Annotated in this window: 14 protein-coding genes and 1 pseudogene; 6 read left to right on the top strand and 9 right to left on the bottom strand. The window is 39.0% G+C overall.

Annotation, left to right across the window (positions count from 1 at the left end; all coding sequences use genetic code 11):
- Both LVD15_RS18270 and LVD15_RS18265 read left to right on the top strand, forming a co-directional pair.
- Entirely contained in the window at positions 1 to 1,920 is a 1,920-nt protein-coding gene (locus LVD15_RS18270) for a PAS domain-containing hybrid sensor histidine kinase/response regulator (RefSeq protein WP_233776656.1), read from the top strand.
- A 127-nt stretch (positions 1,921 to 2,047) separates the two neighbouring features.
- On the top strand, positions 2,048 to 2,362 hold the full coding sequence (locus tag LVD15_RS18265; RefSeq protein ID WP_233776655.1) for a hypothetical protein: 315 nt from the start codon (positions 2,048 to 2,050) through the stop codon (positions 2,360 to 2,362).
- A 56-nt stretch (positions 2,363 to 2,418) separates the two neighbouring features.
- Here LVD15_RS18265 and LVD15_RS18260 read toward each other — a convergent pair whose 3' ends face one another.
- The 9 genes from LVD15_RS18260 to LVD15_RS18220 form a co-directional block, all read right to left on the bottom strand.
- The gene (locus LVD15_RS18260; RefSeq protein WP_233776654.1) at positions 2,419 to 11,406 is read right to left on the bottom strand and encodes a PKD domain-containing protein; all 8,988 of its coding nucleotides are present in this window, start codon (positions 11,404 to 11,406) and stop codon (positions 2,419 to 2,421) included.
- 173 nt (positions 11,407 to 11,579) lie between these two features.
- Entirely contained in the window at positions 11,580 to 12,776 is a 1,197-nt protein-coding gene (locus LVD15_RS18255) for a hypothetical protein (RefSeq protein WP_233776653.1), read from the bottom strand.
- A complete protein-coding gene (locus tag LVD15_RS18250) occupies positions 12,773 to 13,864 on the bottom strand; it encodes an outer membrane beta-barrel protein (RefSeq protein ID WP_233776652.1) in 1,092 nt (363 codons plus the stop codon). Before LVD15_RS18250 ends, LVD15_RS18255 begins: the two co-directional genes overlap by 4 nt.
- Position 13,865: 1 nt before the next feature.
- Entirely contained in the window at positions 13,866 to 16,991 is a 3,126-nt protein-coding gene (locus LVD15_RS18245) for an nSTAND1 domain-containing NTPase (RefSeq protein ID WP_233776651.1), read from the bottom strand.
- 127 nt (positions 16,992 to 17,118) lie between these two features.
- Positions 17,119 to 20,283 (bottom strand): cyclic nucleotide-binding domain-containing protein, encoded by a 3,165-nt coding sequence (locus LVD15_RS18240; protein WP_233776650.1) that lies wholly within the window; start codon positions 20,281 to 20,283, stop codon positions 17,119 to 17,121.
- 118 nt (positions 20,284 to 20,401) lie between these two features.
- Positions 20,402 to 21,034, bottom strand: a complete 633-nt coding sequence (locus LVD15_RS18235; protein ID WP_233776649.1) for an OmpH/Skp family outer membrane protein — start codon at positions 21,032 to 21,034, stop codon at positions 20,402 to 20,404.
- Between the two features lie 94 nt (positions 21,035 to 21,128).
- Positions 21,129 to 21,848 carry a rhomboid family intramembrane serine protease gene (locus LVD15_RS18230; RefSeq protein WP_233776648.1) on the bottom strand — a complete coding sequence of 240 codons (720 nt, stop codon included), beginning with the start codon at positions 21,846 to 21,848 and terminating at the stop codon, positions 21,129 to 21,131.
- A 24-nt stretch (positions 21,849 to 21,872) separates the two neighbouring features.
- Positions 21,873 to 22,436: a hypothetical protein gene (locus LVD15_RS18225; RefSeq protein WP_233776647.1), complete on the bottom strand. Its 564-nt coding sequence runs from the start codon at positions 22,434 to 22,436 to the stop codon at positions 21,873 to 21,875.
- Between the two features lie 153 nt (positions 22,437 to 22,589).
- Entirely contained in the window at positions 22,590 to 23,099 is a 510-nt protein-coding gene (locus tag LVD15_RS18220; protein WP_233776646.1) for a gamma carbonic anhydrase family protein, read from the bottom strand.
- 106 nt (positions 23,100 to 23,205) lie between these two features.
- Between LVD15_RS18220 and LVD15_RS18215 the strand changes: the two genes are divergently transcribed.
- The 4 genes and pseudogenes from LVD15_RS18215 to miaB all read left to right on the top strand — a co-directional run bounded on the left by LVD15_RS18215 (position 23,206) and on the right by miaB (position 26,871).
- Positions 23,206 to 23,949 carry a YceI family protein gene (locus LVD15_RS18215; protein WP_233776645.1) on the top strand — a complete coding sequence of 248 codons (744 nt, stop codon included), beginning with the start codon at positions 23,206 to 23,208 and terminating at the stop codon, positions 23,947 to 23,949.
- 90 nt (positions 23,950 to 24,039) lie between these two features.
- The gene (locus tag LVD15_RS18210) at positions 24,040 to 25,155 is read left to right on the top strand and encodes a chorismate-binding protein (RefSeq protein ID WP_233776644.1); all 1,116 of its coding nucleotides are present in this window, start codon (positions 24,040 to 24,042) and stop codon (positions 25,153 to 25,155) included.
- The gene (locus tag LVD15_RS18205) at positions 25,136 to 25,342 is read left to right on the top strand and encodes a chorismate-binding protein (RefSeq protein ID WP_370687374.1); all 207 of its coding nucleotides are present in this window, start codon (positions 25,136 to 25,138) and stop codon (positions 25,340 to 25,342) included. Before LVD15_RS18210 ends, LVD15_RS18205 begins: the two co-directional genes overlap by 20 nt.
- Before the next feature lie 67 nt (positions 25,343 to 25,409).
- Positions 25,410 to 26,871, top strand: a pseudogene (gene miaB / locus LVD15_RS18200) (tRNA (N6-isopentenyl adenosine(37)-C2)-methylthiotransferase MiaB).
- Positions 26,872 to 26,873 lie beyond the last annotated feature (2 nt).

The following is a 26,873-nucleotide window of genomic DNA, read 5'->3' as shown; positions in this document are numbered from 1 at the left end:
ATGGGTAAATTACTCGAAAAATACATAGAAAGTGGCGCCTTTTATAAGGCGGTGGTAGAAGATGGATCTGATATAATATTTATAGTAGACTATGACGGGCTCATTTTGTACCACAACCCTTCTGTAGAAGAAACGCTGGGCCATGCTCCTGACAGCCTTAGAGGTAAAATCTTCTTTGATTACCTGGAACCAGGAAGTGTAAAAAAGGTCAGAGAAGAATTTGAAAAGAGCATTAAAAAACCCTATGATTCTAATATCGAATTCAGGTTTTTATGCAAAGATGCCAATTATAAATATCTGGAGTTTAACTCTATTAACCTCCACCATAAAGAAGGTATAGAAGGTCTAATACTAGACTGTAGAGATATCTCTCAAAGAAAAAAAGATGCCGAAGAACTGCTTAGAGCTCAAAAAGCTAAAGAGCAGTTTTTAGCGAATATGAGCCATGAAATCCGGACTCCTATTAATGGTATAGCTGGTATGGTAAACCTGCTCTTTGAAGCTACTGTAGAAGATGACAGGGTAAAATACCTTAATGCCATTAAAAACTCCACAGAAAGTCTAAAGGTAATTATAAATGATATCCTTGATCTTTCAGTCATCGAATCGGGTAAGCTGAGGTTTGAAAAAATTGGTTTCAATATAAAATACCAATTAGGTGCAGTAGTAGACACTTTCCTTTTCCAATCGAAGGAAAAAGGCATTGATTTAAAATATGATATTCAGCCAGAAGCAGACACCGTTCTGCTGGGCGATCCTGTCAGGCTTAATCAAATATTGATTAACCTGATCAGTAATGCCATAAAGTTCACTCACATTGGGGAAATTACTATCCAGGTATCGTTAGAGAAAAAGGAAGAAAAAATTCATTATATCCGGTTCAGCATATCCGATACTGGAGTGGGTATTTCTGAAGAAAAAGTACAAAATATATTTGAAAGCTTCACCCAGGCAGATGAAAGTGTAACCAGGCGCTATGGAGGCACTGGACTAGGTCTTTCCATTGTAAAGCAACTCATAGAACTACAAAATGGAATCATTGAAGTAACGAGTGAAGAAAATAAAGGCACCACTTTTACTTTTGTAATCCCTTATGAATCTGGGAAAATACAGGATTTGGTTCAGCCATCATCTAAGGTAAAAGAAACGCCTAAATATTCATTTAAGGGAGTCAAAGTTCTTTTGGTAGAGGATAATGACATTAACCGCCTATACGCACTTAACATCCTTAAGAAATGGGAATGTGAGGTAGATGGTGCCGAAAATGGTTACATAGCCTTAGAGAAGCTCAGAAGCAATGATTATGACCTGATCCTTATGGATATTCAAATGCCCATTATGGATGGCTATGAAGCCACTAAGAGCATAAGAAAAACCATGCCTGATGGCAAAAAGCAAATTCCTATTATTGCCTTAACAGCGAATGCCATAAAAGGAGATAGCGAAAAATGCCTTGAAGTAGGTATGAATGACTACCTACCAAAGCCTTTTCAGCCTCAGGACTTATATAAGTCAATCAGTAAATTCATTAGTAAGAAGAATTCTAATACTCATAAACTGCCTACGCCTGCGCGCATCACTGACCTCACTTACCTAAAGAGCATTTGTGATGGTGACAAAACATTTATGCGAGATATGATTGAAACCTTCTTAATGAATACACCACCAACCATTAATGAAATGCAAAAGTGGATCAACAAAGCTGAATGGTTTAAAGTGGGTAACCTTGCGCATAAGATAAAGCCTTCAATTACTTTTATGGGTATTGAAAGCCTGAAGCCATTAATCAAAAATATTGAGGTATACGGTAAGGATAATTATCATACTGATCTGATCCCTACCTTAGTAGATGAGCTATCAGAAAAATGTCAGGTAGCCTACAAAGAACTACGAAAAGAGCTTCAAACCACCTTAAGTTAATCCCAAAAACAATCCTTAATCCCATAATGGGATTAAGGATCAATCAGAAAACCTTCATTTTAGCTATTTAAAGCACATTTCTCCCTTGGCATAAGATTGGAAAACGCTTATGCAAAGGAGAAAGCTTATGAAGAGGAATGATAACGTGATATTTTTGATTGACTCCCAAAGCTATGACAGAAACATATTCAGTCTTACTTTGGAAAGAGTTACAAATTGCAGAGTATTCAATTTTTTCAGTTTTGAAGAAACCAGGCTATACGACAAACTACAACCTAGCTTAATTCTGCATAATTCAGTAGGACATACACCTGCTTACTATGAAGGTATAAGTTCTGTGAATATCTCAAATGATCTGGTAAAAAACAGACTGACTCCTGCCTATTTCAACAATATGATAATGTACGATATAGCGCAGGCTGTTAAGAAGATACTTAAATAATCATTGTTGGCTTAAATGATTGTAGAAGGGACTACCATACCAATGGTAAGTCCCTTTTATTTTTTATTCATGATGGCAATTTTCTTATAAATCAACGGTTTGTCCTGAGAAGAAACAATAACGTAATAAATGCCATTAGAAAGACCTGAAATATCCACTTCATGGTCAGTTTCATTATTAAAAAAGCCAGTATCCATCTGTACTCCTCTTTGATCCACTATCTTCCACCCCATTTCATTATTAAACTGTGGCAGATCAAAATATAAGCGCTCTGAGGCCGGATTAGGGTAAATATTAAATTCAGTAGCCTGGAAAATTTCAGGTTCGTCAATAGCTGTTACATCAGCCTGCTCTTTGGCCGGAGCTTTTACTCGCACAGCGCCGTACACTTCCTGAGTCATTCGGTTTTGAACAAAAGCTACATAATAAAGCTTTTCATTATCGTATAAAGTGGTATTTACTTCCCATTGTGCTTGTAGTACCTGAGAAGTGCCGTTTACCCAATCTATCATAAGGTTATTTCCTTCTCCTCCAAACATTAGCTTCTTAAGTACATTTCCATACACCCTACCATCTATGTTAATATCATTTTCAACAACTGCCAGGTGTACTATAACATCTTCTGAGAGTTCTTTGAGGGCGGTTATTGTCACTTCTGCTTCTAAAGAGGTAGGACCACTTTCCAGAGATTCTACTTCAATATCAAACATAGGCTGCATTAGAGCCCTTCTTTCTATGTTTACCTGGTCTATTTCAAATGGATTGCCTATAAATTCATTACCATCTAATACGGCTGTAGGTGCTTGAGATACTCCATAATAAATGGATCTGGCGCTAGGGTCACCCTGATTATCGGCATTAAGTGGATCTTCTCCAGAATCAGCTATATGATATTCAAGCATAATAAAGTCAAGTCTGCCGCTTTCATTCATCTCCTCTTCAGCAAGCATCTGAAAATGATCTATTGCCTGATTACTAATATCTACTTCAGTATCCACAAAATGCTCTATTAGCACTTGTTTTGATTTATTGCCAACATAAATATTATCAAAGGCAAAACCATTTAACTTAGTTCCTAAAGGGTTATTAGCATCACTAGCAAAGGCTAATCTGAATCTCACCAAATTTCTTTCACTTACAGGAATTTCGTCTAGCGTAAAACGAGCTGTAAGCCAGCCATCAGAACTGCCAGTCCAGCCCTTATCTCCTACATTAAAGTCACTCAGATTATTTCTATCCTGAGTATCTCCAGGGCTACTAATAATACCCTGCTGGTTATACCAATTGATGCCCTGATTTATATCCCCAACATTTGCCCAGCTAGTTCCTTGATCAGTACTATATTGCAAAACTACGCCATCAAAGCCATCTTGTAAATCATACCATACATCTAAAGAAATCATTGGCCTATCTAGCAATGACAAATCAAAGCATGGTCCGTTGAGATAAGAATCTTCATTATTAAAATAAGAGCTATCATTATCACCTGTCCACCAAACAATATTTCCCTCGGAGTTTATTACCTCTCCATTAGCTACGCCACGTACCCAAGAAGTATCACTCTGTATCACCTGATTAGAGCTTGCCACCCAGCCACCTGCACTTTCCTCAAAATCTTCAAAGTAAGCATTTTCAGCATCTGGAGTTACGGTATTAAAAGGTAATATATACACCGTCTGAATCTCTACATCTCCACATCCATCATTAGTAGTTACAGTAAGAGAAACCGTGAAATTACCTATTTCATCATACTGATGAGAAGGGTTTTTATAGGTGCCAGAAGTTTTTCCATCATTAGTACCTGCAGGAATATTATCAGAAGGTACTCCTGAAATGCTATGACCATCCCCAAAATTCCATACATAGACCGAATAAGAACTAATATTCAAGGCTCCGGTCATGTCAGTAAACTGAGTAGCATCGTTGCTACAAATCGAAGACCAGATAAAAGCTGCGTCAGGCTTCTCTCCCACTCTTACCTCTTTGGTTATAGAAGCAGCACAACCAAGATCATTTTCAGATGTAAGCGTTACGTTATATATACCAGGGGCAGCATAATTATGACTTGGATCTTCTTCCGCAGCAGTCGCACTCCCGTCTCCAAAATTCCATTGCCACCTGGAAACATTACTCGGGAATGGTGAATCAGGAATAAATGAATCATCTTCAAACTCAAAAGTATCCTCTATACAAGAAGTACTTACTGTGAAATTAACTTCCTGAGTCGGTAAGATTTTTACATCTCTCTGAATTACAGAAGTAACATTATCTGAGTTGGTATAAGTGTAAGTTATAGTATAAGTATCTGAAACCAAATTATCAGTAACGAGATAATAAAATCCACCAGACTGTGTTATAAGATCACTATTATCACTTGTAAAGTGGGTTGGAGCTAAGCCAGTTATATCGCTCGGTGTCCCGTTTAATAGCCAATTACCACTATTAGCGCAGACTTCATACCTTCCATCAGCATCCTGAGCGGCATCTTCTATACTAAAGTTGATTTCAGTTGCTGGATATACAACCACTTGCACAGTATCTCTATTTAAGCATCCAAACCTGTCAGTATAAGAATAAACCACCTCGTTAGGGTTATTGGCACCAACCAAAGCATTTTCAGGATGAAATTCATTTGTACCTGCATTCACCCCATCTCCTGTATAAGTACCGCCTGAAGGAAAACCTTCCATGATTACCACAGGATCATTCTCTGCGTAATTAGAATTTAACCCGGTAAGAGCCACTTCTGGCAAATGATGAATAGTTATAGTTACCTGATCAGATATTACGTCGCATGGGCCTACACCATCCGGATCATTACTTTGCAAAGTAAGCGTAACAGATCCTGCATCAATCTCAGCCTGAGACGGTTCATAGGTTGATAATGGATCATTAATATCAGAAAAAGTACCAGCTCCGCCAGTCCAAGTTACTGAAGTAGTGGCTCCTGAAAATGAGCCTCCTAATGTAGCCTCCTCATTTTCACAAATTTCAATATTAGATCCAGCATCTACCTGTGCTGACTGATTAATAACAATTGAAATCTCGGCATAATCTTCTGTGCAAGGTCCGGCTCCATCAGAATCTTCTGTGGTTAATCTAAATATCAGTTCGCCATATTCACCATCTGCAGGAACATAAGTAGCAGTAATAATAGAACCGGTAATGCTACTCGCGCTCAATAAGCCGGTGCCTCCGGACTCCAGAGTCCAGCTGCCTCTTCTAGCTCCACCGCCTATCTCTCCTCTCAATTGCAACGATGCTGGTTCACAATAAACATTACCATCATTATCAACTGATATAATTTGTGGGCTTTCATTAAAGTTAACCACTATTTCGTCTGAATCTTGACACCCTCCATTTACCTCTGTCCAGAGATAAACATAGGTACCATATGCATCTGCATAAACCGTACTGGTTGCCAGGTTTGCATTGCTAAAAGTACTGCTGCCCGGACCACTAGTTTGTGTCCAAGTACCTGTACCAACACTCGCTACTGCTGATAGACTAAAGGTATTGGAAGAACCGATGCCACAAACACTGCCGCCTGTGCCGGCTTCTGATACTGGTTGCTCGGTAAAGGTTACCGTGATTTCATCGGTGCTGATGCAAGAACCATAGGTCTCTGTCAGTTGGAATACGTAAGTTCCATATGCTGAAGCAGTAACAGTCGGGTTGAAAATATTGCTATTATTAAACGTGATATTGGAAGAGTTGCCACTGGTAACAGTCCAGCTGGCGCTGCTGCCGCTTACACTTTGAATCCCTGCTAAAGTGATATTCAAATCACATTCTTCTACTGAGCTTACTCCTGCATCTGCTGTAGTTGGACGGTCATAAACAACGGTCACTTCATCGTAATCTTCACAACTGCCATTTACCTCTGTCCAGAGATAAACATAGGTACCATATGCATCTGCATAAACCGTACTGGTTGCCAGGTTTGCATTGCTAAAAGTACTGCTGCCTGGCCCACTAGTTTGCGTCCAGATACCTGTACCTACACTAGCTACTGCGGATAGACTAAAGGTATTAGAAGCGCCGATGCCACAAACACTGCCGCCTGTACCGGCTTCTGATACTGGTTGCTCGGTAAAGGTTACCGTGATTTCATCGGTGCTGATGCAAGAACCATAGGTCTCTGTCAGTTGGAATACATAAGTTCCATATGCTGAAGCAGTAACAGTCGGGTTGAAAATATTGCTATTATTAAACGTGATATTGGAAGAGTTGCCACTGGTTACTGTCCAGCTGGCACCGCTGCCGCTTACACTTTGAATCCCTGCTAAAGTGATATTCAAATCACATTCTTCTACTGAGCTTACTCCTGCATCTGCTGTAGTTGGGCGGTCATAAACAACGGTCACTTCATCATAATCTTCACAACTGCCATTCACTTCTGTCCAGCGATAGACATAGCTGCCTGAAGTATTAGCGTATACTGTGCTTGTTGCTGAATTAGCATTACTAAAAGTGCTGCTGCCCGGACCACTAGTTTGCGTCCAGGTGCCGGTGCCTACACTAACTACTGCGGATAGACTAAAGGTATTGGAAGAACCGATGCCACAAACACTGCCGCCTGTGCCGGCTTCTGATACTGGTTGCTCGGTAAAGGTTACCGTGATTTCATCGGTGCTGCTGCAAGAACCATAAGTCTCTGTCAGTTGGAACACATAAGTTCCGTAAGCTGAAGAGGTGGCTGATGGGTTAAAAATATTGCTATTACTAAAGGTGATATTGGAAGGGTTGCCACTAGTAACTGTCCAGCTGGCACTGCTGCCGCTTACACTTTGAATTCCTGATAAACTGATATTCAAATCACACTCTTCTACTGAGCTTGCTCCTGCATCTGCTGTAGTCGGACGGTCATAAACAACGGTCACTTCATCGTAATCTTCACAACTGCCATTCACTTCTGTCCAACGATAGACATAGGTGCCTGATGCGCTAGCATATACTGTGCTTGTTGCTGAATTAACATTGCCAAAAGTACTGCCACCTGGCCCACTAGTTTGAGTCCAGGCACCTGTACCTACACTAGCTACTGCTGATAGACTAAAGGTATTAGAAACTCCGATGCCACAAACACTGCCACCTGTGCCAGCTTCTGATACTGGTTGCTCGGTAAAGGTTACCGTGATTTCATCGGTGCTGATGCAAGAACCATAGGTCTCTGTCAGTTGGAATACATAAGTTCCATATGCTGAAGCAGTAACAGTCGGGTTGAAAATATTGCTATTATTAAACGTGATATTGGAAGAGTTGCCACTGGTTACTGTCCAGCTGGCACCGCTGCCGCTTACACTTTGAATCCCTGCTAAAGTGATATTCAAATCACATTCTTCTACTGAGCTTACTCCTGCATCTGCTGTAGTTGGGCGGTCATAAACAACGGTCACTTCATCGTAATCTTCACAACTGCCATTCACTTCTGTCCAGCGATAGACATAGCTGCCTGATGTGTTTGCATATACTGTGCTAGTTGCTGAATTAACATTGCTAAAAGTGCTAGTACCAGCCCCACTAGTTTGGGTCCAGGTACCTGTACCTACACTAGCTACTGCGGATAGACTAAAGGTATTAGAAGCGCCGATGCCACAAACACTGCCGCCTGTGCCAGCTTCTGATACCGGTTGTTCGGTAAAGGTTACCGTGATTTCATCGGTGCTGATGCAAGAACCATAAGTCTCGGTCAGTTGGAACACATAAGTTCCGTAAGCTGAAGAAGTGACTGATGGATTGAAAATGTTGCTATTATTAAACGTGATATTGGAAGGGTTTCCACTGGTAACAGTCCAGCTGGCCGAACTGCCGCTTACACTTTGAATTCCTGATAAACTGATATTCAAATCACATTCTTCTACTGAGCTTACTCCTGCATCTGCTGTAGTTGGGCGGTCATAAACAACGGTCACTTCATCGTAATCTTCACAACTGCCATTCACTTCTGTCCAGCGATAGACATACGTACCGCTAGTGGATGCATAAACTGTACTGGTTGCTGAATTAACATTGCTAAAAGTGCTACTGCCCGGACCACTGGTTTGCGTCCAGGCACCTGTACCTGTACCTACACTCGCTACTGCTGATAGACTAAAGGTATTGGAAGCGCCGATACCACAAACACTGCCGCCTGTCCCGGCTTCTGATATGGGTTGCTCGGTAAAGGTTACCGTGATTTCATCGGTGCTGATGCAAGAACCATAGGTCTCTATCAGTTGGAATACGTAAGTTCCATATGCTGAAGCAGTAACAGTCGGATTGAAAATATTGCTATTGTTAAAAGTGACATTGGAAGGGTTGCCACTGGTTACTGTCCAGCTGGCACTGCTGCCGCTTACACTTTGAATACCTGATAAACTGATATTCAAATCACATTCTTCTACTGAGCTTACTCCTGCATCTGCTGTAGTCGGACGGTCATAAACTACGGTCACTTCATCATAATCTTCACAACTGCCATTCACTTCTGTCCAGCGATAGACATAGGTGCCTGATGTGTTTGCATATACTGTGCTTGTTGCTGAATTAACATTGCTAAAAGTGCTAGTACCAGCCCCACTAGTTTGGGTCCAGGTACCTGTACCTACACTAGCTACTGCGGATAGACTAAAGGTATTAGAAGCGCCGATGCCACAAACACTGCCGCCTGTACCGGCTTCTGATACTGGTTGCTCGGTAAAAGTTACCGTGATTTCATCGGTGCTGCTGCAAGAGCCATAAGTCTCGGTCAGTTGGAACACATAAGTTCCGTAAGCTGATGAGGTGACTGATGGGTTGAAAATATTGCTATTGCTAAAGGTGATATTGGAAGGGTTTCCACTAGTAACAGTCCAGCTAGCTGAACTGCCGCTTACACTTTGAATTCCTGATAAACTGATATTCAAATCACATTCTTCTACTGAAGTTGCTCCTGCATCTGCTGTAGTCGGACGGTCATAAACAACGGTCACTTCATCATAATCTTCACAACTGCCATTTACTTCTGTCCAGCGATAGACATACGTACCGCTAGTTGACGCATAAACCGTACTGGTTGCCAGGTTTGCATTACTAAAAGTACTGCTGCCCGGACCACTGGTTTGTGTCCAAGCGCCTGTACCTACACTAGCCACCGCTGATAGACTAAAGGTATTGGAAGCGCCGATGCCACAAACACTGCCGCCTGTCCCGGCTTCGGATATGGGTTGTTCGGTAAAGGTTACCGTGATTTCATCTGTGCTGCTGCAAGAGCCATAGGTCTCTGTCAATTCGAATACATAAGTTCCGTAAGCTGATGAGGTGACTGATGGATTGAAAATATTGCTATTGCTATAAGTGATATTGGAAGGATTACCACTAGTAACAGTCCAGCTGGCACTGCTGCCGCTTACACTTTGAATTCCTGATAAACTGATATTCAAATCACACTCTTCTACTGAGCTTACTCCTGCATCTGCAGTGGTCGGACGGTCATAAACTACGGTCACTTCATCGTAATCTTCACAACTGCCATTTACTTCTGTCCAGCGATAGACATACGTACCGCTAGTTGACGCATAAACCGTACTGGTTGCCAGGTTTGCATTACTAAAAGTACTGCTGCCCGGACCACTGGTTTGTGTCCAAGCGCCGGTGCCTACACTAGCCACCGCTGATAGACTAAAGGTATTGGAAGCGCCGATGCCACAAACACTGCCGCCTGTCCCGGCTTCGGATATGGGTTGTTCGGTAAAGGTTACCGTGATTTCATCTGTGCTGCTGCAAGAGCCATAGGTCTCTGTCAATTCGAATACATAAGTTCCGTAAGCTGATGAGGTGACTGATGGATTGAAAATATTGCTATTGCTATAAGTGATATTGGAAGGATTACCACTAGTAACAGTCCAGCTGGCACTGCTGCCGCTTACACTTTGAATTCCTGATAAACTGATATTCAAATCACACTCTTCTACTGAGCTTACTCCTGCATCTGCAGTGGTCGGACGGTCATAAACTACGGTCACTTCATCGTAATCTTCACAACTGCCATTTACTTCTGTCCAGCGATAGACATAGGTGCCTGATGCGCTAGCATATACTGTGCTGGTTGCTGAATTAACATTGCTAAAAGTGCTAGTACCTGCCCCACTAGTTTGTGTCCAGGTGCCTGTACCTACACTAGCTACTGCGGATAGACTAAAGGTATTGGAAGAACCGATGCCACAAACACTACCGCCTGTGCCGGCTTTTGTGGTCGGGTCTTGGTATACTTCTACCGTTCGAGAAGTACTGCATGGAATAAAAGCTACATAGTCAGTATTTGCAGTCCAATTCTGATTATTTCTACTCGGAACGGTAACCCCTATTTCTCCATTACTATTTTCAATCCCTTGTAAACTTGCAATTGTAAGACTATTAATAGTAGTATGTATTTCAATATTATAACTCGTTTCAAAAAGCTTCACTTGAGAAGTGAGATACCCAATACTTCCATTTGCAGGAACATCATTATAAGACAAGATAAATGTGCGATTGGGCGCAGTACCTACTACCTTATATTTAATTTCAGAAATTATGGAAGCATTTGGTTCCAAATCTGCCCTAGCCAAAGCAATCATATTATTGGGGGATGCTGTAGAAGGTATTATTGCCGGGCTGTAACTACTTTCAGTATAAGGTGTAAAAGTTATATTGCCGTTTGATGAAGCATAAAGCTGCGTATAAGTATTACCAAAAAACTCAAACGGAAATCCAATATTAATGGCATTTGATAATGCATCGTCTGTGTTCTGCAAATCGCCACCAGCATAGGTAACGGTAGTCCACCCTGTTGCAGTACCATTAAAATTAAAAACTCCAGAAGTATTTACGGTGTATGAATTGGTGTTTTTATAATTGATTTGATGGGAGCCTGGCCCTGCCACACTTGGAGAAAACTGATTACCAGTAACCCCTGGACCTGAAAAAACACCTCCCGTATTAAAAGGCTCCATAGTAACTGCCGGTGCTGATTCACAATATGAAGTTCCCAATCCTGAAAATCCGCATTGAGCATTCCCATTGAGAGTTCCGATCAGGATCAAGAAAAACGCGTAAGCAATGCTATAGAGACACTTTAACAGACTGTTTTTCAATAGATAAGACCTCCTATTCAAGATATGGTTTATTGGATTAGTTGACATAAAGTGCAATTAATTGAAGCACAATACTTTATATTTTTATATTATTCCTAAATGCATAAAGTAACCTGAATTTCTCATTCATGAGTTAATTCTCCATCAGGAGTTACTTTAATAAAGGCTATTTTAGTTTGGTTTTCTAATTCAATAGTGGCAACAAAACCTATCGAACCATCTTCCATCTCTTTGATGGCACCAGGCCAATTGGAATCCTCTCCTCCAAAAAGCTTATTCCATACAAGTTCACCATTTGCAGCCACTTTTAGTAAAGCTATATTGCTCCCATTATCTTCATAAAGCACTCCCAACACTAAAAAACCTCCATCTGAAGACTGCACAACAGACTTCAACTCCATACTTCCTATTTCTGTAAACTGAGTCTGAAAAATAGTAGCTGCGTTGCTGGTTACTCTCACCATAAAAGGTGTTCGCAAAGCGTTACTAAAACTAGTTCCTACCATAGCATAACCACCATCTCTCAACCGTACAATATCAGCAGCTTCTTCTGCCGCCGTAGTTCCATATAGCTGCAAAGGGAAGGTTGAAGTTTGATCTCCTATAGTGTTAGTCGGAAACAAAAACAGGTTAGTTCTATCTTGGGGCATGTTATCTGAAGGTTTATGATCTGTAGTACCAAAAAACACATAGCCACTTTCTCTATCCAATATCTTTACTCCTATATCCTCTCCATCCCATCCGTAGGTATTTCTCCATAACCCCTGCGACACCATATTTTCATCCATTTCAAATGAAAACAAGTCAGAAATATCTGAATTCACATTAGTAGCAACACTATTAGTATACCCTGTAACAATAAAGCTACCTCCTCTGGTAGTTGTAATGTTCGATGCTACTACATTATATCCTGCAATACCAAAAGTATCTGACTGAATCAGACTCCCCTGATCATCAACTTTCAGCACCAGCACTTCACGATTTGATGTACTGTTTCGAGTATTAGCTACCACCATGTAACTACCCGATGGAGTTAGCACCATATCCACCACTTCATCAATATTTTCTCCCAGCTGCTCACTCCATAACTCATTCCCTAATAAATCAGTTCGGACTAAATAAGCAGTATTTGCATTTACATTCTCTCCTAATACTAAATAGCCATCCGTTAAAATTTCAAAATCAACAGCTTCCTGATCTCCATCCACACCATAGTACTTAATGAAGTATTCTGAATAATGTGTTTCTATATTATTCTCTGTATCACAAGCTACAATGCCAGTAAAAATCAAACAGATAAGTGCTAACTTCCTTTTCATTTATCTGCCCCTCCTTTGCTTAACAATTTATTAATGAATCCTTTAGTTGAATGCTTTTTAATTTTTCTAGGTTTATAAAGAGGCCACACATAACCTACTGATATAGCGTAATTGTTTAACCTCTTATCATCATCAATATAACTGTAGGTGTAATTAAAGGGTAAATTATTATATCTATTCTCCTCCTTTACAATATTTCGTAGTATCCCACTATATCTTATATCAAAAAACACATAATCATAGCCTATACGGTAGTTTGCCCCTATTCCAAATAAAATGAAGCTATTCACTCTGTTCCTCAAATTATTAATATTCAACTCAGGCCCTGTTACCGGGTATTCACTTTGAGTACTGAGGTCTCTATCATTATACCTGATTTGCGCATTTGCATTAGTAAGCAAGTCTATACCCCAACCTGCATATGCATAGGGTGTTACCTTATCAAATTTCCTCCTGTATTTTAAAAACACAGGAACCTGGAACCCTATCTGATTCTCAGTATAATCTTGATTATCAACTACAAAAAGTGTGTTTTCATAAGAATAGGAACGTGTATAAAAAGAGGGTTCTAAACCCACACTTAGAAAATCATTTATATTTAGTTCTGTTCCTACCTTTACTTGTATTCCAAAACCATTGCTATATTCTTCCTGTGAATTTCCAGTATTATCCATGCCATAATTAGACAATACATTTACAGAGGTGAGATTGACACCAGCGCCTGCATAAAAAGTAAAAATAGGTGTGGTAATAAATTTTTTACTTAAGTAAACCAGGTCTATAGGATCTTCCTCTTCATTTAAAGCATATTCAGGGTCTTCTTTCAATAGGTGAAGATAGCTCTCCTCTGCCTTTTCTGGCTGATCCAGAAACAAGTAAGTCCTTGACAATAAATAATAGGCTTCAATCCGCTGGTTTCTTTTAAGTCCGCTTTTAAGACATGGCTCCAATAAATCAGGAATGACGTAAAAATGACCTGCATCAAAGTTTTCTCTGGCCATATTTAAAACATCAGTACACGACTGCGCCTGACTAAAAATACAAGGCAGACAAAAAACAAAAAGTATGCAAAACCTTACTACTCTCATCTTATTTTTTATCTAACAAAAGATTAATACAGGTACCCTGAAAAGGGATATCGTGTCCAACATAGGCTTTCCACTCTTCTTCAGACATATTTCTTTCTAGTGTAGAACACATTTTATCCGCCATCAGTGATGGTTTGGTAGGCCATACACGAAGCTCGCCATCACCACATGCTGCCAGTAAATAATTAGAATCAGGGCTAAACGCAATATCCCAGACGTAAGCATCATTATCTGACATTTTAAGCGGAAGTTCATTAAAATCATCAGTAACCCACATTTGAATAGTTCTATCCAAACTTGCAGACGCTAACAAGCTACCTTCCTTATTATATCGGATAGCGCTAACTCTTCCTTTATGACCAATAAACTCTTTTATCAAATGGCCATTTGATACCTTATAAATTCCAATAGTTCCTTTTTCATCTCCAATGGCCAACTGCTTACCATTTGGGCTAAAGCATACCGCATGAACAGGTGTACCTTCTTTATCTACAATAATTTCTTTCTTTCCGGTTCTTAGATCTACCAAAATTACTTTTCCGGAAACTGTTCCGCCAGCCAGTAAAGTCCCGTTCTCATTTATAGTTATGGTTTTTAAAGGTTCATCTGTTGTGGTTATTAAACCTCCGACCATACTTATAACATTGTTCATGCGCAGCTGACCATCTTCTCCTGCACTAACAAACCTACTTGTATTGGGCACAAATTTAATATCATTAATAAAGCTTTTATGTCCATCAAGTAGTTCAGGTTTACCTGACTCTCTCAGGTTATAAACTTTAATATAAGATGAGTCGCTACCGCTAATGAGCCAATTATCATCTGAACTTAAAGCCAATACCCGATTAGGGTACTTATTGTAGGCTATAACAGTTGATTTTTGAGGCTCTGAAATAGATGAAGATACTATTTTACCTTCACTTCCTGTACTATAAAAAGTATCACCAGTACTAGTAAAGACCACTGACTTAATCGAATTTCTTTGTTTACCATCTATAGTATTATAAACGCGACCGTTTATTTGAGCCAATGCTGAATATAGGCCATTATAAATGTAAGGGTCATACTCTCTGCCTTCGTTCTCAGAGTTAAATATATATGCATGCTGAGCCAGTAAGCCTTTCAAATTATTATCTTCTATATCTAAAGATTTAACTGCCATAGACTGAGCTATAGATTGATATAATAATTTCTCAGCTCTATCCTTATTTTCACGGGCTATTATAGTTTGCTCCTCAGCATTAATCCTCTCCTTATCGGCCTTAAGCTTAGCTGATTCTGCCACGCCGGTTTGCTGCTGAGCATATAAATATTGCTTCAACGCGAAATTCCTTTGTTCCTCAGCATCTTCAAGAGCATTTTCCGCCTTTATCTTCGCTTCGGTTGCCTCTTGTTCTCGCTGCAATGCCAAAATACGCTGATCTCTTGCCTCTTTCTCCTTATCTCTGGCTATGTCTCTCTGTTCTGTAGCTTCCTTTTGGCTTATTATCGCCAGATCAGCCTGCTTTTGTGCTTCTATATTTCTGGTGAAAGCTAGTAAAAACAAGAATATGGATATTACCAAGAACACCCCTAGAATAATAGCTACCACTTTGGCTCTTTTGAGTAGTCTTTTCTGTAAAAGCTCCTGATTCTTTTGCTCGGCCTCATAGGTAATGCGGCTGGTGTCTAAGAATACTATGGCTCTTTCAAAAGCTTCATCATACCGCTGGGCCCAGGCCCTGGTAGGCTTCTGCTTATTCTGCCAGTTAAGGGCCAGCTGAAGATCTGGCGGCCTCCATAACCCAGTTTTACCTACCTGATACATGGCAGCAGCCTCTGACAGCCTACGATACATCATAGCAGATTCGTGCTCTTCTTCTACCCACACTTTTAGTCGGGTCCAGATACGCATTAAACTTTCGTGCGAAATTTCTATTATAGAATCAGGAGTGAGTGGCACACCGGCACCAGGCATTAGAAATGATCTGCCGGGCTGACGAAATTTCTCTATTACTTCTATAACTTCTGAGTCGTTGACACCTGCCAGCTCAGCTACTAATGACAATTTCACAGATCTTCTTCTTCCGAAGTTATCATTAGTTTTTTCTGTAAGGCTTTTGAATAGTATTTCGGCTATTTCTCGATCAGAAGGTTCCAGCTCATCATAGGCCTCATCAGCGTGTTGTGAAAGTGCCTGGCTGATTTTTCCGATAGCATTATAATGCCTCAGGTCGAGCGGCTCTTCTTCTTCATGGTTTTTTACCCAATAATCCCAGGTACGCATGAGCGCATGCTGCAAAATGGGCAGCTGATCCTGATTATCCCCTACTTCATTAAGTAACCTTTTTACTAATCTTCCTGAAATCTCTCCGCCCCCTACAGCCACAGGTCCTTCTATGGCCTTTCGTTTTTGATCCCGGGTCATTTGAGGCACCAGATAATTGCTCTGATTAATCATTTGGGTCAGGCCAGGAAATACAGCACATTCCCCCACATAATCAGACCGCATAGTTATGGCCAGGTAGATTGGAGAATCAGGGTTATGGCAGGCTTCTAATAATAGGTTTACATAAACTTTCGCCTGCTCTGAAACATCATTTTCGTCATCTGACTGATAGGTGAATAATTCCTCAAATTGATCGACCAAGATCAACGTATTTTCTCTATCATCCTGCTTAATGTGCTCAACCGCCTTAATGAGGCCTTCAGAGTCACTTTTTAAAATAGAGGTAAGTAACGATTGGTTAACCATTCGTTCTTCAATGGTCTGCTGTTTATAATCCGGTGAAGCTTTGAGCAGCGAACGAGCCAGATTATCAAGTGGTGAAATGCCTGGCCTAGAGGTAATAACATTCCAATTAGGACCTGTTTCTTCTAAAAACCCGCCATGAAGCACTGGTATAAGCCCACAATACATAAGTGACGACTTACCGCTACCAGAATAACCCATTACCGTTACAAACCGGTTAGCAGAAAGCTTAACTGTGATTTCATTTACCTGCCCCTCTCTACCAAAAAACAAATGACTCTCATCTATACTAAAAGGCCTTAATCCTGGAAAAGGATTATCACCTAGCAGCATATGATGACTCAAATCCTCACTGGAAGCATCATGATCACCTATTTTTGTATCGTATCTCAACATCGGGCGTAAGCCAACCTACAGCTTAAAAAAAGTAAAAATGAAGGTTTTGACTTCAAAAAATAAAACTCAAGTTAATTAAAATAAATCTATAAAATTCAAAAAAATCAAGCAAATAACATTCTTGGGATTAAACATATTCCACTATTTTATCTGCAAGACTAATGTTATCAGCCAATAGTTCATAGAAGTTATCTTTCTTTATCTTAAAAAGCACAGTATCCTTCTCTGCACGCATATATGTATTACCAACACCTTTATATCTGGTAATTAATTCGCCTATAAATTCGCCGGTTTTAACCTCTTCTTTTAGCTTCCCATCTTCATAAATATTAATGGTACCAGAATATACAATGTAAAAATTATCATTATACAGCTCATCCACCTTGAGCGGCTCCCCTTCTATTAGCTGCATTTCTTCAATGGCATCTGCTACACCGGCTATTGTTAATCCAAAAATACCTTTGAAAACAGGAATATTCCTTAGGAAAATGATTTTTTCAAATTTTAGTGATCTCCAGCTTCTTCTACTTGAGGTAGACATCAATATGAGTTCATCTAATTCTCTTTGCTTAGTTTTGCCTATTCGTTTTACATTATCAATATATAAAGCCGGATCTATTTCATAAAGAGACCAGGCCGCTATTTCCCTAATTAGTCCGTCAGGATTAAACAGGTTAGCAATAAGATCATAAGTGAACTCAGAAATTTTTAAAAGGCCTATTTGAAAAATGATGCAGGCCTTCGTCCATCTGTTAGTCTGCGCGAAATCTCTATTAAGCAAAAACTTTAAAACCAGCTTGGAGTCCAGCTTTTGCCGCGGGAAATAAAACTCCAATTTTCGCGCTTTTTCTGCAAAGTTAAGATCATCTAACACCGGAATAATTCGCTGCTTCAGATCTTCTGATAAAAACACATCCAATAGCTCAATGGCGTAGGTAATACCTTCACTGGTACCACTTTCAATATTTTGCTTCACGAGCTGTATAGATTTGGTGTCATAAAGCATGGAAAGTAGCATATAAATGTGCTCTACATCATATTTTATCTCCTCTTCTAGTGCCAATTTTATTTCCCTACCAAATTGATCTGTGGTTACTTCAGTAATAGCACAGATGTTCCAAGCGATATCTTCAATATCAGATTCAATACCATATTTAATCCTTGGTATTTGCGTGACATCAGCTTTAAATTCAGTTAGACCCAAGGCCAAAAGAACCTGTGACATCAATAGTTTATCGGGAAAATCTATTTTAGACCATAAAAGAGATCGGGCAGTTTCCCCTCCTATCCTACCAATAATCTGAATAATCTTAAGCATAACCTGATAAGATTGGCCAGATTTATAAAAGGCACTGTCTAACACTCCCAAAGCTTCTTCTCCAATAAAAGTTAGGGTATTACCCGCCTGAATACTGTAAGCGGAATAGCTCAAATTCTCTACCAACACATTAAGCACTTCACGGTTATATTTCTTCTGAGCAGTTTTAATGGCACTATTTCTCACTTTAGGATCCATATCCATCAGTAGCTCTATCAAAAATGAAGTATGCTCGTCTTCATTACTATTATTGAGCAACTCCGTAGCATACTGGCGGTCATCACTATTATCTGACTTACAGAGTTTACTAAGCCTTGCTTTAGTTACATTACCTGCTTGAAAAAGGTCAAGAACATCAGTACCACTAACTAGCCGCTTGTCACTTTGCTCCTGGCTACCAGACATGTTTATCACATATCTATCTGAAATGGAATTACCTTTTATCTCATTAATTTTATTTTGAGCAAAATCTCGAATTTCACCCGCGCCATGCCCCATGAGGCTATTGATATATCTTGGCACATTGTGCGGATCTAGTTTTTCAAGAAGTTTAAAAGAAAAAACCACTTTATTGGACTTATCAGCGGTTAATGCGGCTGTTAGGCGTTTAAACAATCTTTCTTGTGGACTAAGTACTTCCTCATCAAAAGAATCTTGCTGATCTTGTAATTTATGCCTTATACTGTCTCTATATTCAGAATATAGCTTGCCAATTATGAAAAAGTAGCCTATTATAACGAATATTAGAGCATAAGAATAATGTATGAGGCTAAAAAATGAAATGAATGAAAGACCCATTATAAGCAGTCCGCCCACAAAGCGAGAAGCTTCATTTACTACCCCTTCTACCTTGGTTTGAATATCAAACCTGATCCTATTATCTAAAGGCATAAAATAGAGCTTGAAGGTAGGGTTCTCCAGAGAATCTCTGAGAGAGAAGTTAAAGAGTCGGCTTAAAGCTATAAATAAGAAAAACCAAATAAAATAAGTCCCTGCATCTGGTGTGTAGCCAAAAAGAGTACCGGCTAGCAGTGCGCCCACGGTTAACAATGAAAGAATTATTGGAAGCACCAAAAGAGACACTTTCAATCCATACTCCCCAATTATTCTGTCATTAACAAAAGTTTGCAACAGGAAGCTGAGTACTAATATTGATCCATTGAAAATAGCCAGAAAGTTTCTTAGTTCTCCTTCATCGGGGTATTGCTGCGCCACCACGTTTTGAAAAGAGAATTGTACCAAAGTAAAGGCCACCATAGAAAAGAGCAGGAAAAACGAGAGCAGCCTAACATATCGGTTCTTTATTAAATGCTGTACACCCGTTTTAGATGCTTCACTTTTACTACTAGAAACTTCTGCCTTTTTAAGATCATACCTTTTGGTAATTATGGTAAGAAAAAACAATGATACTAATACGCAAACCCCGCTAATAAGCAAATAGGAAGTGGTATTGGGTAATAAGGGTTCCAAAAAAGGAATGGAAAATGAGATAAGAATAGAGGCTGATAGCTGTCCAATATCTATCCCGCCGATGATTCTTTTAGATTGTCTCAGGTCAAACATACGACCAAACACTCCCCAGAAGCCTAGTAATGATACGGCTAGCATAGGACCTATCATGGCAAACATGAGAAATACGAGCACATCTTGCCAGCCAGGATCTCCTAGCTTGAAAAGCAAGTACACTCCAGATATAAAACTAAATATACCTATAAGGTTGCCTAGTACAAGCTTAGAAAAAGCCACACGAGTCTGTAAGTAAGCAAATAGGGCCGTAATAATAATCCCTAAGAAGCCGGAGATCATGATGGCTTCCTTCAAATAGTTTTCCAGGCGATTTAAAAATAGGGTTTCTGCACTAATCTGATAGCTAGCCAGAAATATACCCATAAAAAAGCCATTGCCTAATAAGAGTAAAACCTGCTTCTCTTCTTCCTTTCTTAAATTGAGAGCTAAAAATAAGGCTTTTATCATTTACCTAACTTTATAAAATGAAAATATATAAATAGCCTACCTAATATACAAGCCTTAATATACTAAAAAAGCCTGCTTCATCAGAAACAGGCTCCTCATTTCATTAAATGATAATATTTTATTCACTTACAGCAGTAGAATCTTCAGTGGATTCTGCAGGAGCATTAAGCTCGCTATTGTAAGCTTCGTTTAATCCTTTGATTACGTCTCCTGTAATATTCATGCTATCATTAGCATAAAGTACATCACTACCAGGAGTATATTGAACTACTAACTCAAGTCCTTTTTTAGAGCTGTATCCTTTAAGGAATTCTGATACCTTCTCATATAATTCTGCCTGCACTTTGTTCTGATCTTGCATAAGCTGCTGAGAAAGGCTCTCTTGATACATTCTTAAGTTCTGCTGCTTTTTCATTAGGTCTTCTTCTAATGCTTTAGCCTGACCTATTGTAAGGTTATTTACATTTCTCTGGTAGTCAGTTACCTCTCTTTGTAAACCTTCTGCTCTGTTTTTATATTCATTTTGCAGTCTCTCAGATTTAGCTGTCAACTCTTCCTGCTTCTTCTTAAAGAAATCATAGTTTTTAACTACAGAATCTGAATCAACATAAGCCACTGAATAGGCAGAAGACTGGAGTATTCCATTTTCTTCGTCTTGCTCCTCAGCTTTACCTCCTGAAAAATGTAACACATATAAAACACCAACAGCGATGAGTAGAACTACATTAAGTACTAAAGATAGATTTTTCACCTTATTTGAATTTTTGTTTTTAATTAGTCGGCAAATAAAGTAAAGATTAAAGAGAATTACTAATCCTGCTTTTTTAATAATTAAGCGAAGGCTACTATTTCACTTCTTTGAAAGGAGAGTCTATTGTATAAATAATGGTAGAATCTTTTTTTGGAGCCAGGGCTTCAGCTTCATTATCTAACTCTGCTTTGGTGTAGTGATATATATAAGTTGAATAGTTAGCCACAGGCTCATCTTGTATAGCGCGTTTTGCTTTTCCATATTTTCTAAAGTATATGGCACAAAACACTCCGGCTATGGCTCCCATCAGGTGAGACTCCCATGAAACAGCCTGGTCACCAGGAATAACTCCCGTAAAAAATGACCCTCCGTAAATAAATAGAACTATAAATGAAACGGCCAGAGATTTAGCATCTCTCTTTAAAAAGCCGCTCAATAACAAGAAGGTCAGCATGCCATAGATTACACCACTGGCACCAATGTGATAGGCTTCACGAGCGGCAACCCACACCCAAAATCCCGTCATAATGTAGATCAACAATATTACGGTAATGGCAATTTTATCGTAAAAGTAAAAGATGCCAATACCCAGAGTGATCAGCGGGAAGGTGTTAGAAAGCAAATGGTAAACGTCTCCATGTATAAAAGGAGCGGTAAAAATACCTATAGAACCACTTACTGTACGAGGAAGGATGCCAAAATCACCAAAATTATAATGAAATGTGTATTCAATAATTTTGACTATCCAAATAATAGATACAAAAGCCAGGGTATAATATATACTTCTTCTTAGTTTCAACCCTGACTTTACCATACCTCTATTGTGTATATTTTCTTACTATTTCACCATCTCCTCATCTTCTGTCTGAAAAGAGTACATGGTCTGATCTAACTTCAGACTATCTTCATTATAACTCTTTACAAATTTAGATATCACTGATGGCGTAATTTGATCTACGTTTAAGCCTGCATCTAATCCTACGCCAAAATTAACGTTAGGATCTATTTCTACATGCTCCTGCACCTTAATTTCGCCTTCCTCTTCCAGCTCAGTAATTACTTCTGCCATAAAGAGACCGATTTCTTCTTCCATAGAATCTAAAATTTCCAGATCCCCATTTTCATCTTCCTCATATTTAATACTTTTAAATTCAGGAAAATGATTAGCCGCACGGTGTTCTGCGATCTCATACAACTCACTATTATGATGTAACCTTAATGTATAGAGCACGGCATCATATAATACATCTCGCCCTTCATACTTACCAATAAAATAAAAGTTAACATACTCATCAGAATTATCCTCTGAGTCGATCACTAAATGATTGGTCCCTGTTTCCTTCATCTTTTTCTGGTATTCCTTCAACACCAGTTCATCATATCCCTTATTTAAGTGGCCCATAAAATGTAACAGTTCTAATACTACTTTATTCTTAAATTAAAATAATTTATTTTTATTTTCAAGTGGAATTTTTTGCATTCTTCATCTAAACAAGAAGAATTCTAACACACGCACCAATATTCCTTCTAATATCCACTTTATTGTCAAAATGTTTTAATCATACCAACTGGCGTACATCGGGTAGTTCTTTGCCGTTCTTGCTATTACCTCTTTCATTTCTGGCCCGGTGTCTTTCACCTTCTTAGCAGGTACCCCTGCATAAATGCTCCCAGCCTCTACCACCGTACCCGGCAAAACAATTGCCCCGGCTGCTATCACTGATCCTGTTTTAATAATGGCGTTATCCATAACCACCGCCTTCATGCCTATTAATACATCATCTTCTATTTCACAACCATGTACTATAGCCCCATGAGCAATAGAGACTCTGCTACCAATTACTGTTTTAGCCTTTTGATAGGTACAGTGAATAATGGCTCCATCCTGAATATTGGTTTGATCACCTATAGTTATAGAATGAACATCTCCCCTAACTATAGCATTATACCAAACGGTGCAATTATTTCCCATGGTAACGTCTCCTATGATCACAGACGTTTCTGCTAAGAAGCAATTTTCACCGAATTTTGGGATTGATTTTTTTATTTTTTTTACTAGCGCCATATTTTAATGTTCCAACAATTATTGAATGTTAGTTAAATTGATACTTTTGTAGTATATTAGAATTTGATACTTACATCACAAATTAACCAAACTAAAAGAAAGACAAATGAAGAAAAACAGCTTTTTTATTTTATTGCTTTCTGCAGGAATCATAGCTTCTTGCGGACAGAAAAAAGAAGGCACTGATGCTGAAGTTTCTGAAGCTAAAGAAGTAGAGCAAGTAGAAGCATCAAAAGAATACACTGTAAATGCAGAAGAAAGCACAGTTACCTGGATTGGTAGCAAGCCTACAGGAAAGCATGATGGTACTATTCCTATCAGCCAAGGAAATATAGCTGTAGAAGGAGACGAAATAGTAGGTGGTACTATCACTTTAGACATCGCTAATATCCAAAATGTTGATATTGCCGATGACGAAGAAATGAAAGGTAAATTAGAAGGTCACTTAAAATCAGCTGACTTCTTTGATGCTGAAAATCACCCTACTGCTGAATTTGTTATCACTTCAGTAGAGCCTTACAGTGCTAGTGATTCTGTAGAAGTTAAAGAAGAATTTGATTCTGAATATAAGCCTGCAAGTGCTGATGAGTTTGTAGTAGAATCTCCTACTCATAAAGTAACAGGAAACCTTACTATGAGAGGAAAAACTTTAAGTATTTCTTTCCCTGCAGTGGTAAAAGTAGCTGAAAGTGGACTTTCTGCTAAAGCTAAATTTAACATTGACAGAACTTTATGGGGACTTACTTATTCTGCTGAATCTGATGCAGTAGATAAAGCTAAAGACAAATTCATCTACGATACTGTAAACGTAGGATTTGATATCAAAGCTTCTGAAGCACCTGCTATGTAATTCATACTTTAGCAGATAAAGACTTTAAGCCGGCTCAAATTAGATTTTGAGCCGGCTTATTTTTTGTATTCCTTTGTGCCAAAAAAGAATTTGCGAAAAGCCATTACTTATAAGCCTTCCAGTGTAGAGTTATTCATCAAAAAGGCTCTTCATTACTCCCAGCGCTATGACTATAGTTCTTATTTCACTACAAATAGCGCAACTAACATTCCCTACCAAGGCTTCAAAAACCTGCTTGCTTTTAAGGCAACGCAAATTATCCCTTTACATTCTTCTGACCCATTTCATGAGCTTCAAAGATTCCAGAAGGAGCATCAGGATTGGCTTATCGGGCATCTTGTTTATGACCTTAAGAATTATATAGAAAACCTCAGCAGTGAAAATACTGATAGATTAGGGTTTCCTGATATTTTGTTTTACGTTCCTGAAACTATCATTTTTTGGAATAATGATACCGTTACCATTGAGACCTCACACCCCGAACCCCAATCAATAATTAATGATATTGAAGCAATACAGTTAACATCTCATTCGCTTCTCCCTATAAAAGAAATACAGGCTGGAACTTCCAGAGAAGAATATATTAGTAAAGTAGAAAAGCTTAAGCAGCATATTGTAGAAGGCGATATTTATGAGATCAACTATTGCATAGATTTTCATACCACTACAAAAGACTTTAGTCCTCTTATGGCTTATGAGCATCTAACCGCCACCTCACCCACACCTTTTTCAGTTTTTCACAAGTTCGAAAACAACTACCTGATCTGTGCTAGCCCTGAAAGGTTCATAAAAAAGGAAGGCAACAAGCTCATTTCACAACCTATTAAAGGTACAGCCAAAAGAGGCCAAGACGAAGCTGAAGATGCCGAAATAAAAAAGGCTTTAAGAAATGATGAAAAAGAGCTTGCCGAAAACATGATGATCGTTGATTTGGTAAGAAATGACCTGGCCAAAAGCTCTCAATATGGCACTATTAAACCAGAAGAGCTATTTGGCATTTATTCATTTCCTCAACTTCATCAGATGATATCCACCATCACCTCTACCCTACTTCCTGAGGTTACAGCGGTAGAAGCCATAAAAAATGCCTTCCCTATGGGCAGTATGACCGGCGCTCCTAAAAATAAAGGTCATGGAACTCATAGAGAAATACGAAAACAACAAACGAGGTCTTTACTCCGGCGCTATGGGCTACTTCACTCCTGAAGGTGATTTTGATTTTAATGTTGTCATTAGGAGTCTGCTATATAATGCCTCTAACTCTACCCTCTCATTTCAGGTAGGCAGTGCCATTACTTATGATGCTATTCCTGAAAAAGAATATGATGAATGCCTGCTAAAAGCCAAGGCTATCCTGGAAATACTAGGCAACCCAACAATAAAAGTAAAATAATTACTGACATTATGTCACTTTCAATGCATATTATTACCTTTGCAATTCTATATAAACTGAGCGAACCATGGATAATGTGATAGCAGACATTGATATTATAAAAGGTGATGAGCAGACCGAGGCCTGTGAAACTTTTAAAGTATCTGAAACTGAGGACACTGGTAAAGACAGGAAAGTCTACATAGAAAGCTACGGCTGTCAGATGAACTTCTCCGATAGTGAGATCGTATCATCCATTATGAAAAAAGAGGGGTTTGATACTACCTCTGATTTTAATGAAGCTGATGTAGTTTTTCTAAACACTTGTTCTATTCGTGAGAAAGCAGAACAAACAGTAAGGAAGCGCCTTAGCCAGTTTAATGCAGTAAAGAAGCATAAACCAGAAATGATGATAGGCGTACTGGGCTGTATGGCCGAGCGCTTAAAAGATAAATTACTGGAAGAAGAAAAAGATAGTAGACTTAGTAGTAGGTCCTGATGCTTACAGAGATTTACCTAACCTGGTTCAAACTGTAGATAATGGCCAAAAAGCCGTTAACACATTCCTCTCCAGAGAAGAAACTTACGCTGATATCAGCCCGGTAAGGTTAAACAGTAATGGCGTTACCGCTTTTATATCTATCATGCGGGGTTGTGATAATATGTGTTCTTTCTGCGTAGTACCTTTTACCAGAGGTAGAGAAAGAAGTAGAGATCCACATTCTATTGTAGCTGAGGCTCAAAACCTGTTTGATCAAGGTTATAAAGAAGTAACCCTATTAGGGCAAAACGTAGACTCCTACAAATGGAGCAAAGAAATTAATAATAAAGCTAAGTTAGAAAAATCTGAAATTTCAGAGGTAACTAACTTTGCTCACCTATTAGAAATGGTGGCACAGGTAAGTCCAGAGCTAAGAGTGAGGTTCAGTACCTCCCACCCTAAAGACATTACAGATGAAGTACTTTATACTATGAAAAAGTACGATAACATCTGCAACTACATCCATTTACCGGCACAAAGTGGTAACAGCAGAGTACTGGAGTTAATGAATAGAACCTACACCAGAGAGTGGTATAAAGAACGTGTAGATGCTATTAGAAGAATAATTGGTGAAGACTGCGGAATATCTTCTGACATGATCGCTGGTTTCTGCACAGAAACAGAAGAAGAACACCAAGACACGCTTACTTTGATGGATTATGTGAAGTATGACTTCTCTTACATGTTCTTTTATAGCGAAAGACCAGGTACACTGGCAGCTAAAAAACTAGAAGATGATATTCCTTTAGAAGTTAAAAAGCGCCGACTGAGTGAGATCATCGCTAAGCAACAAGCTCATGCTTTAGAAAGAAATAAAAGAGATATCGGTAAAGTACACAAAGTATTGATCGAAGGTTTCTCAAAAAGATCTGAAGATGACTTACAAGGAAGAAACACTGCCAATAAGGTGGTGATTTTCCCTAAGAAAGGATATAAAAAAGGCGAATATGTTAATGTTTTAGTAGAAGATTGCTCTGCTGCTACGTTATTTGGTAAAATAGTAGATTAAAA

It is taken from the genome of Fulvivirga maritima (assembly GCF_021389955.1).
GTDB classification, from domain to species: domain Bacteria; phylum Bacteroidota; class Bacteroidia; order Cytophagales; family Cyclobacteriaceae; genus Fulvivirga; species Fulvivirga maritima.
Note: the sequence above shows the minus strand (reverse complement) of the source record. Positions and strands in the feature narration are given on the sequence as shown.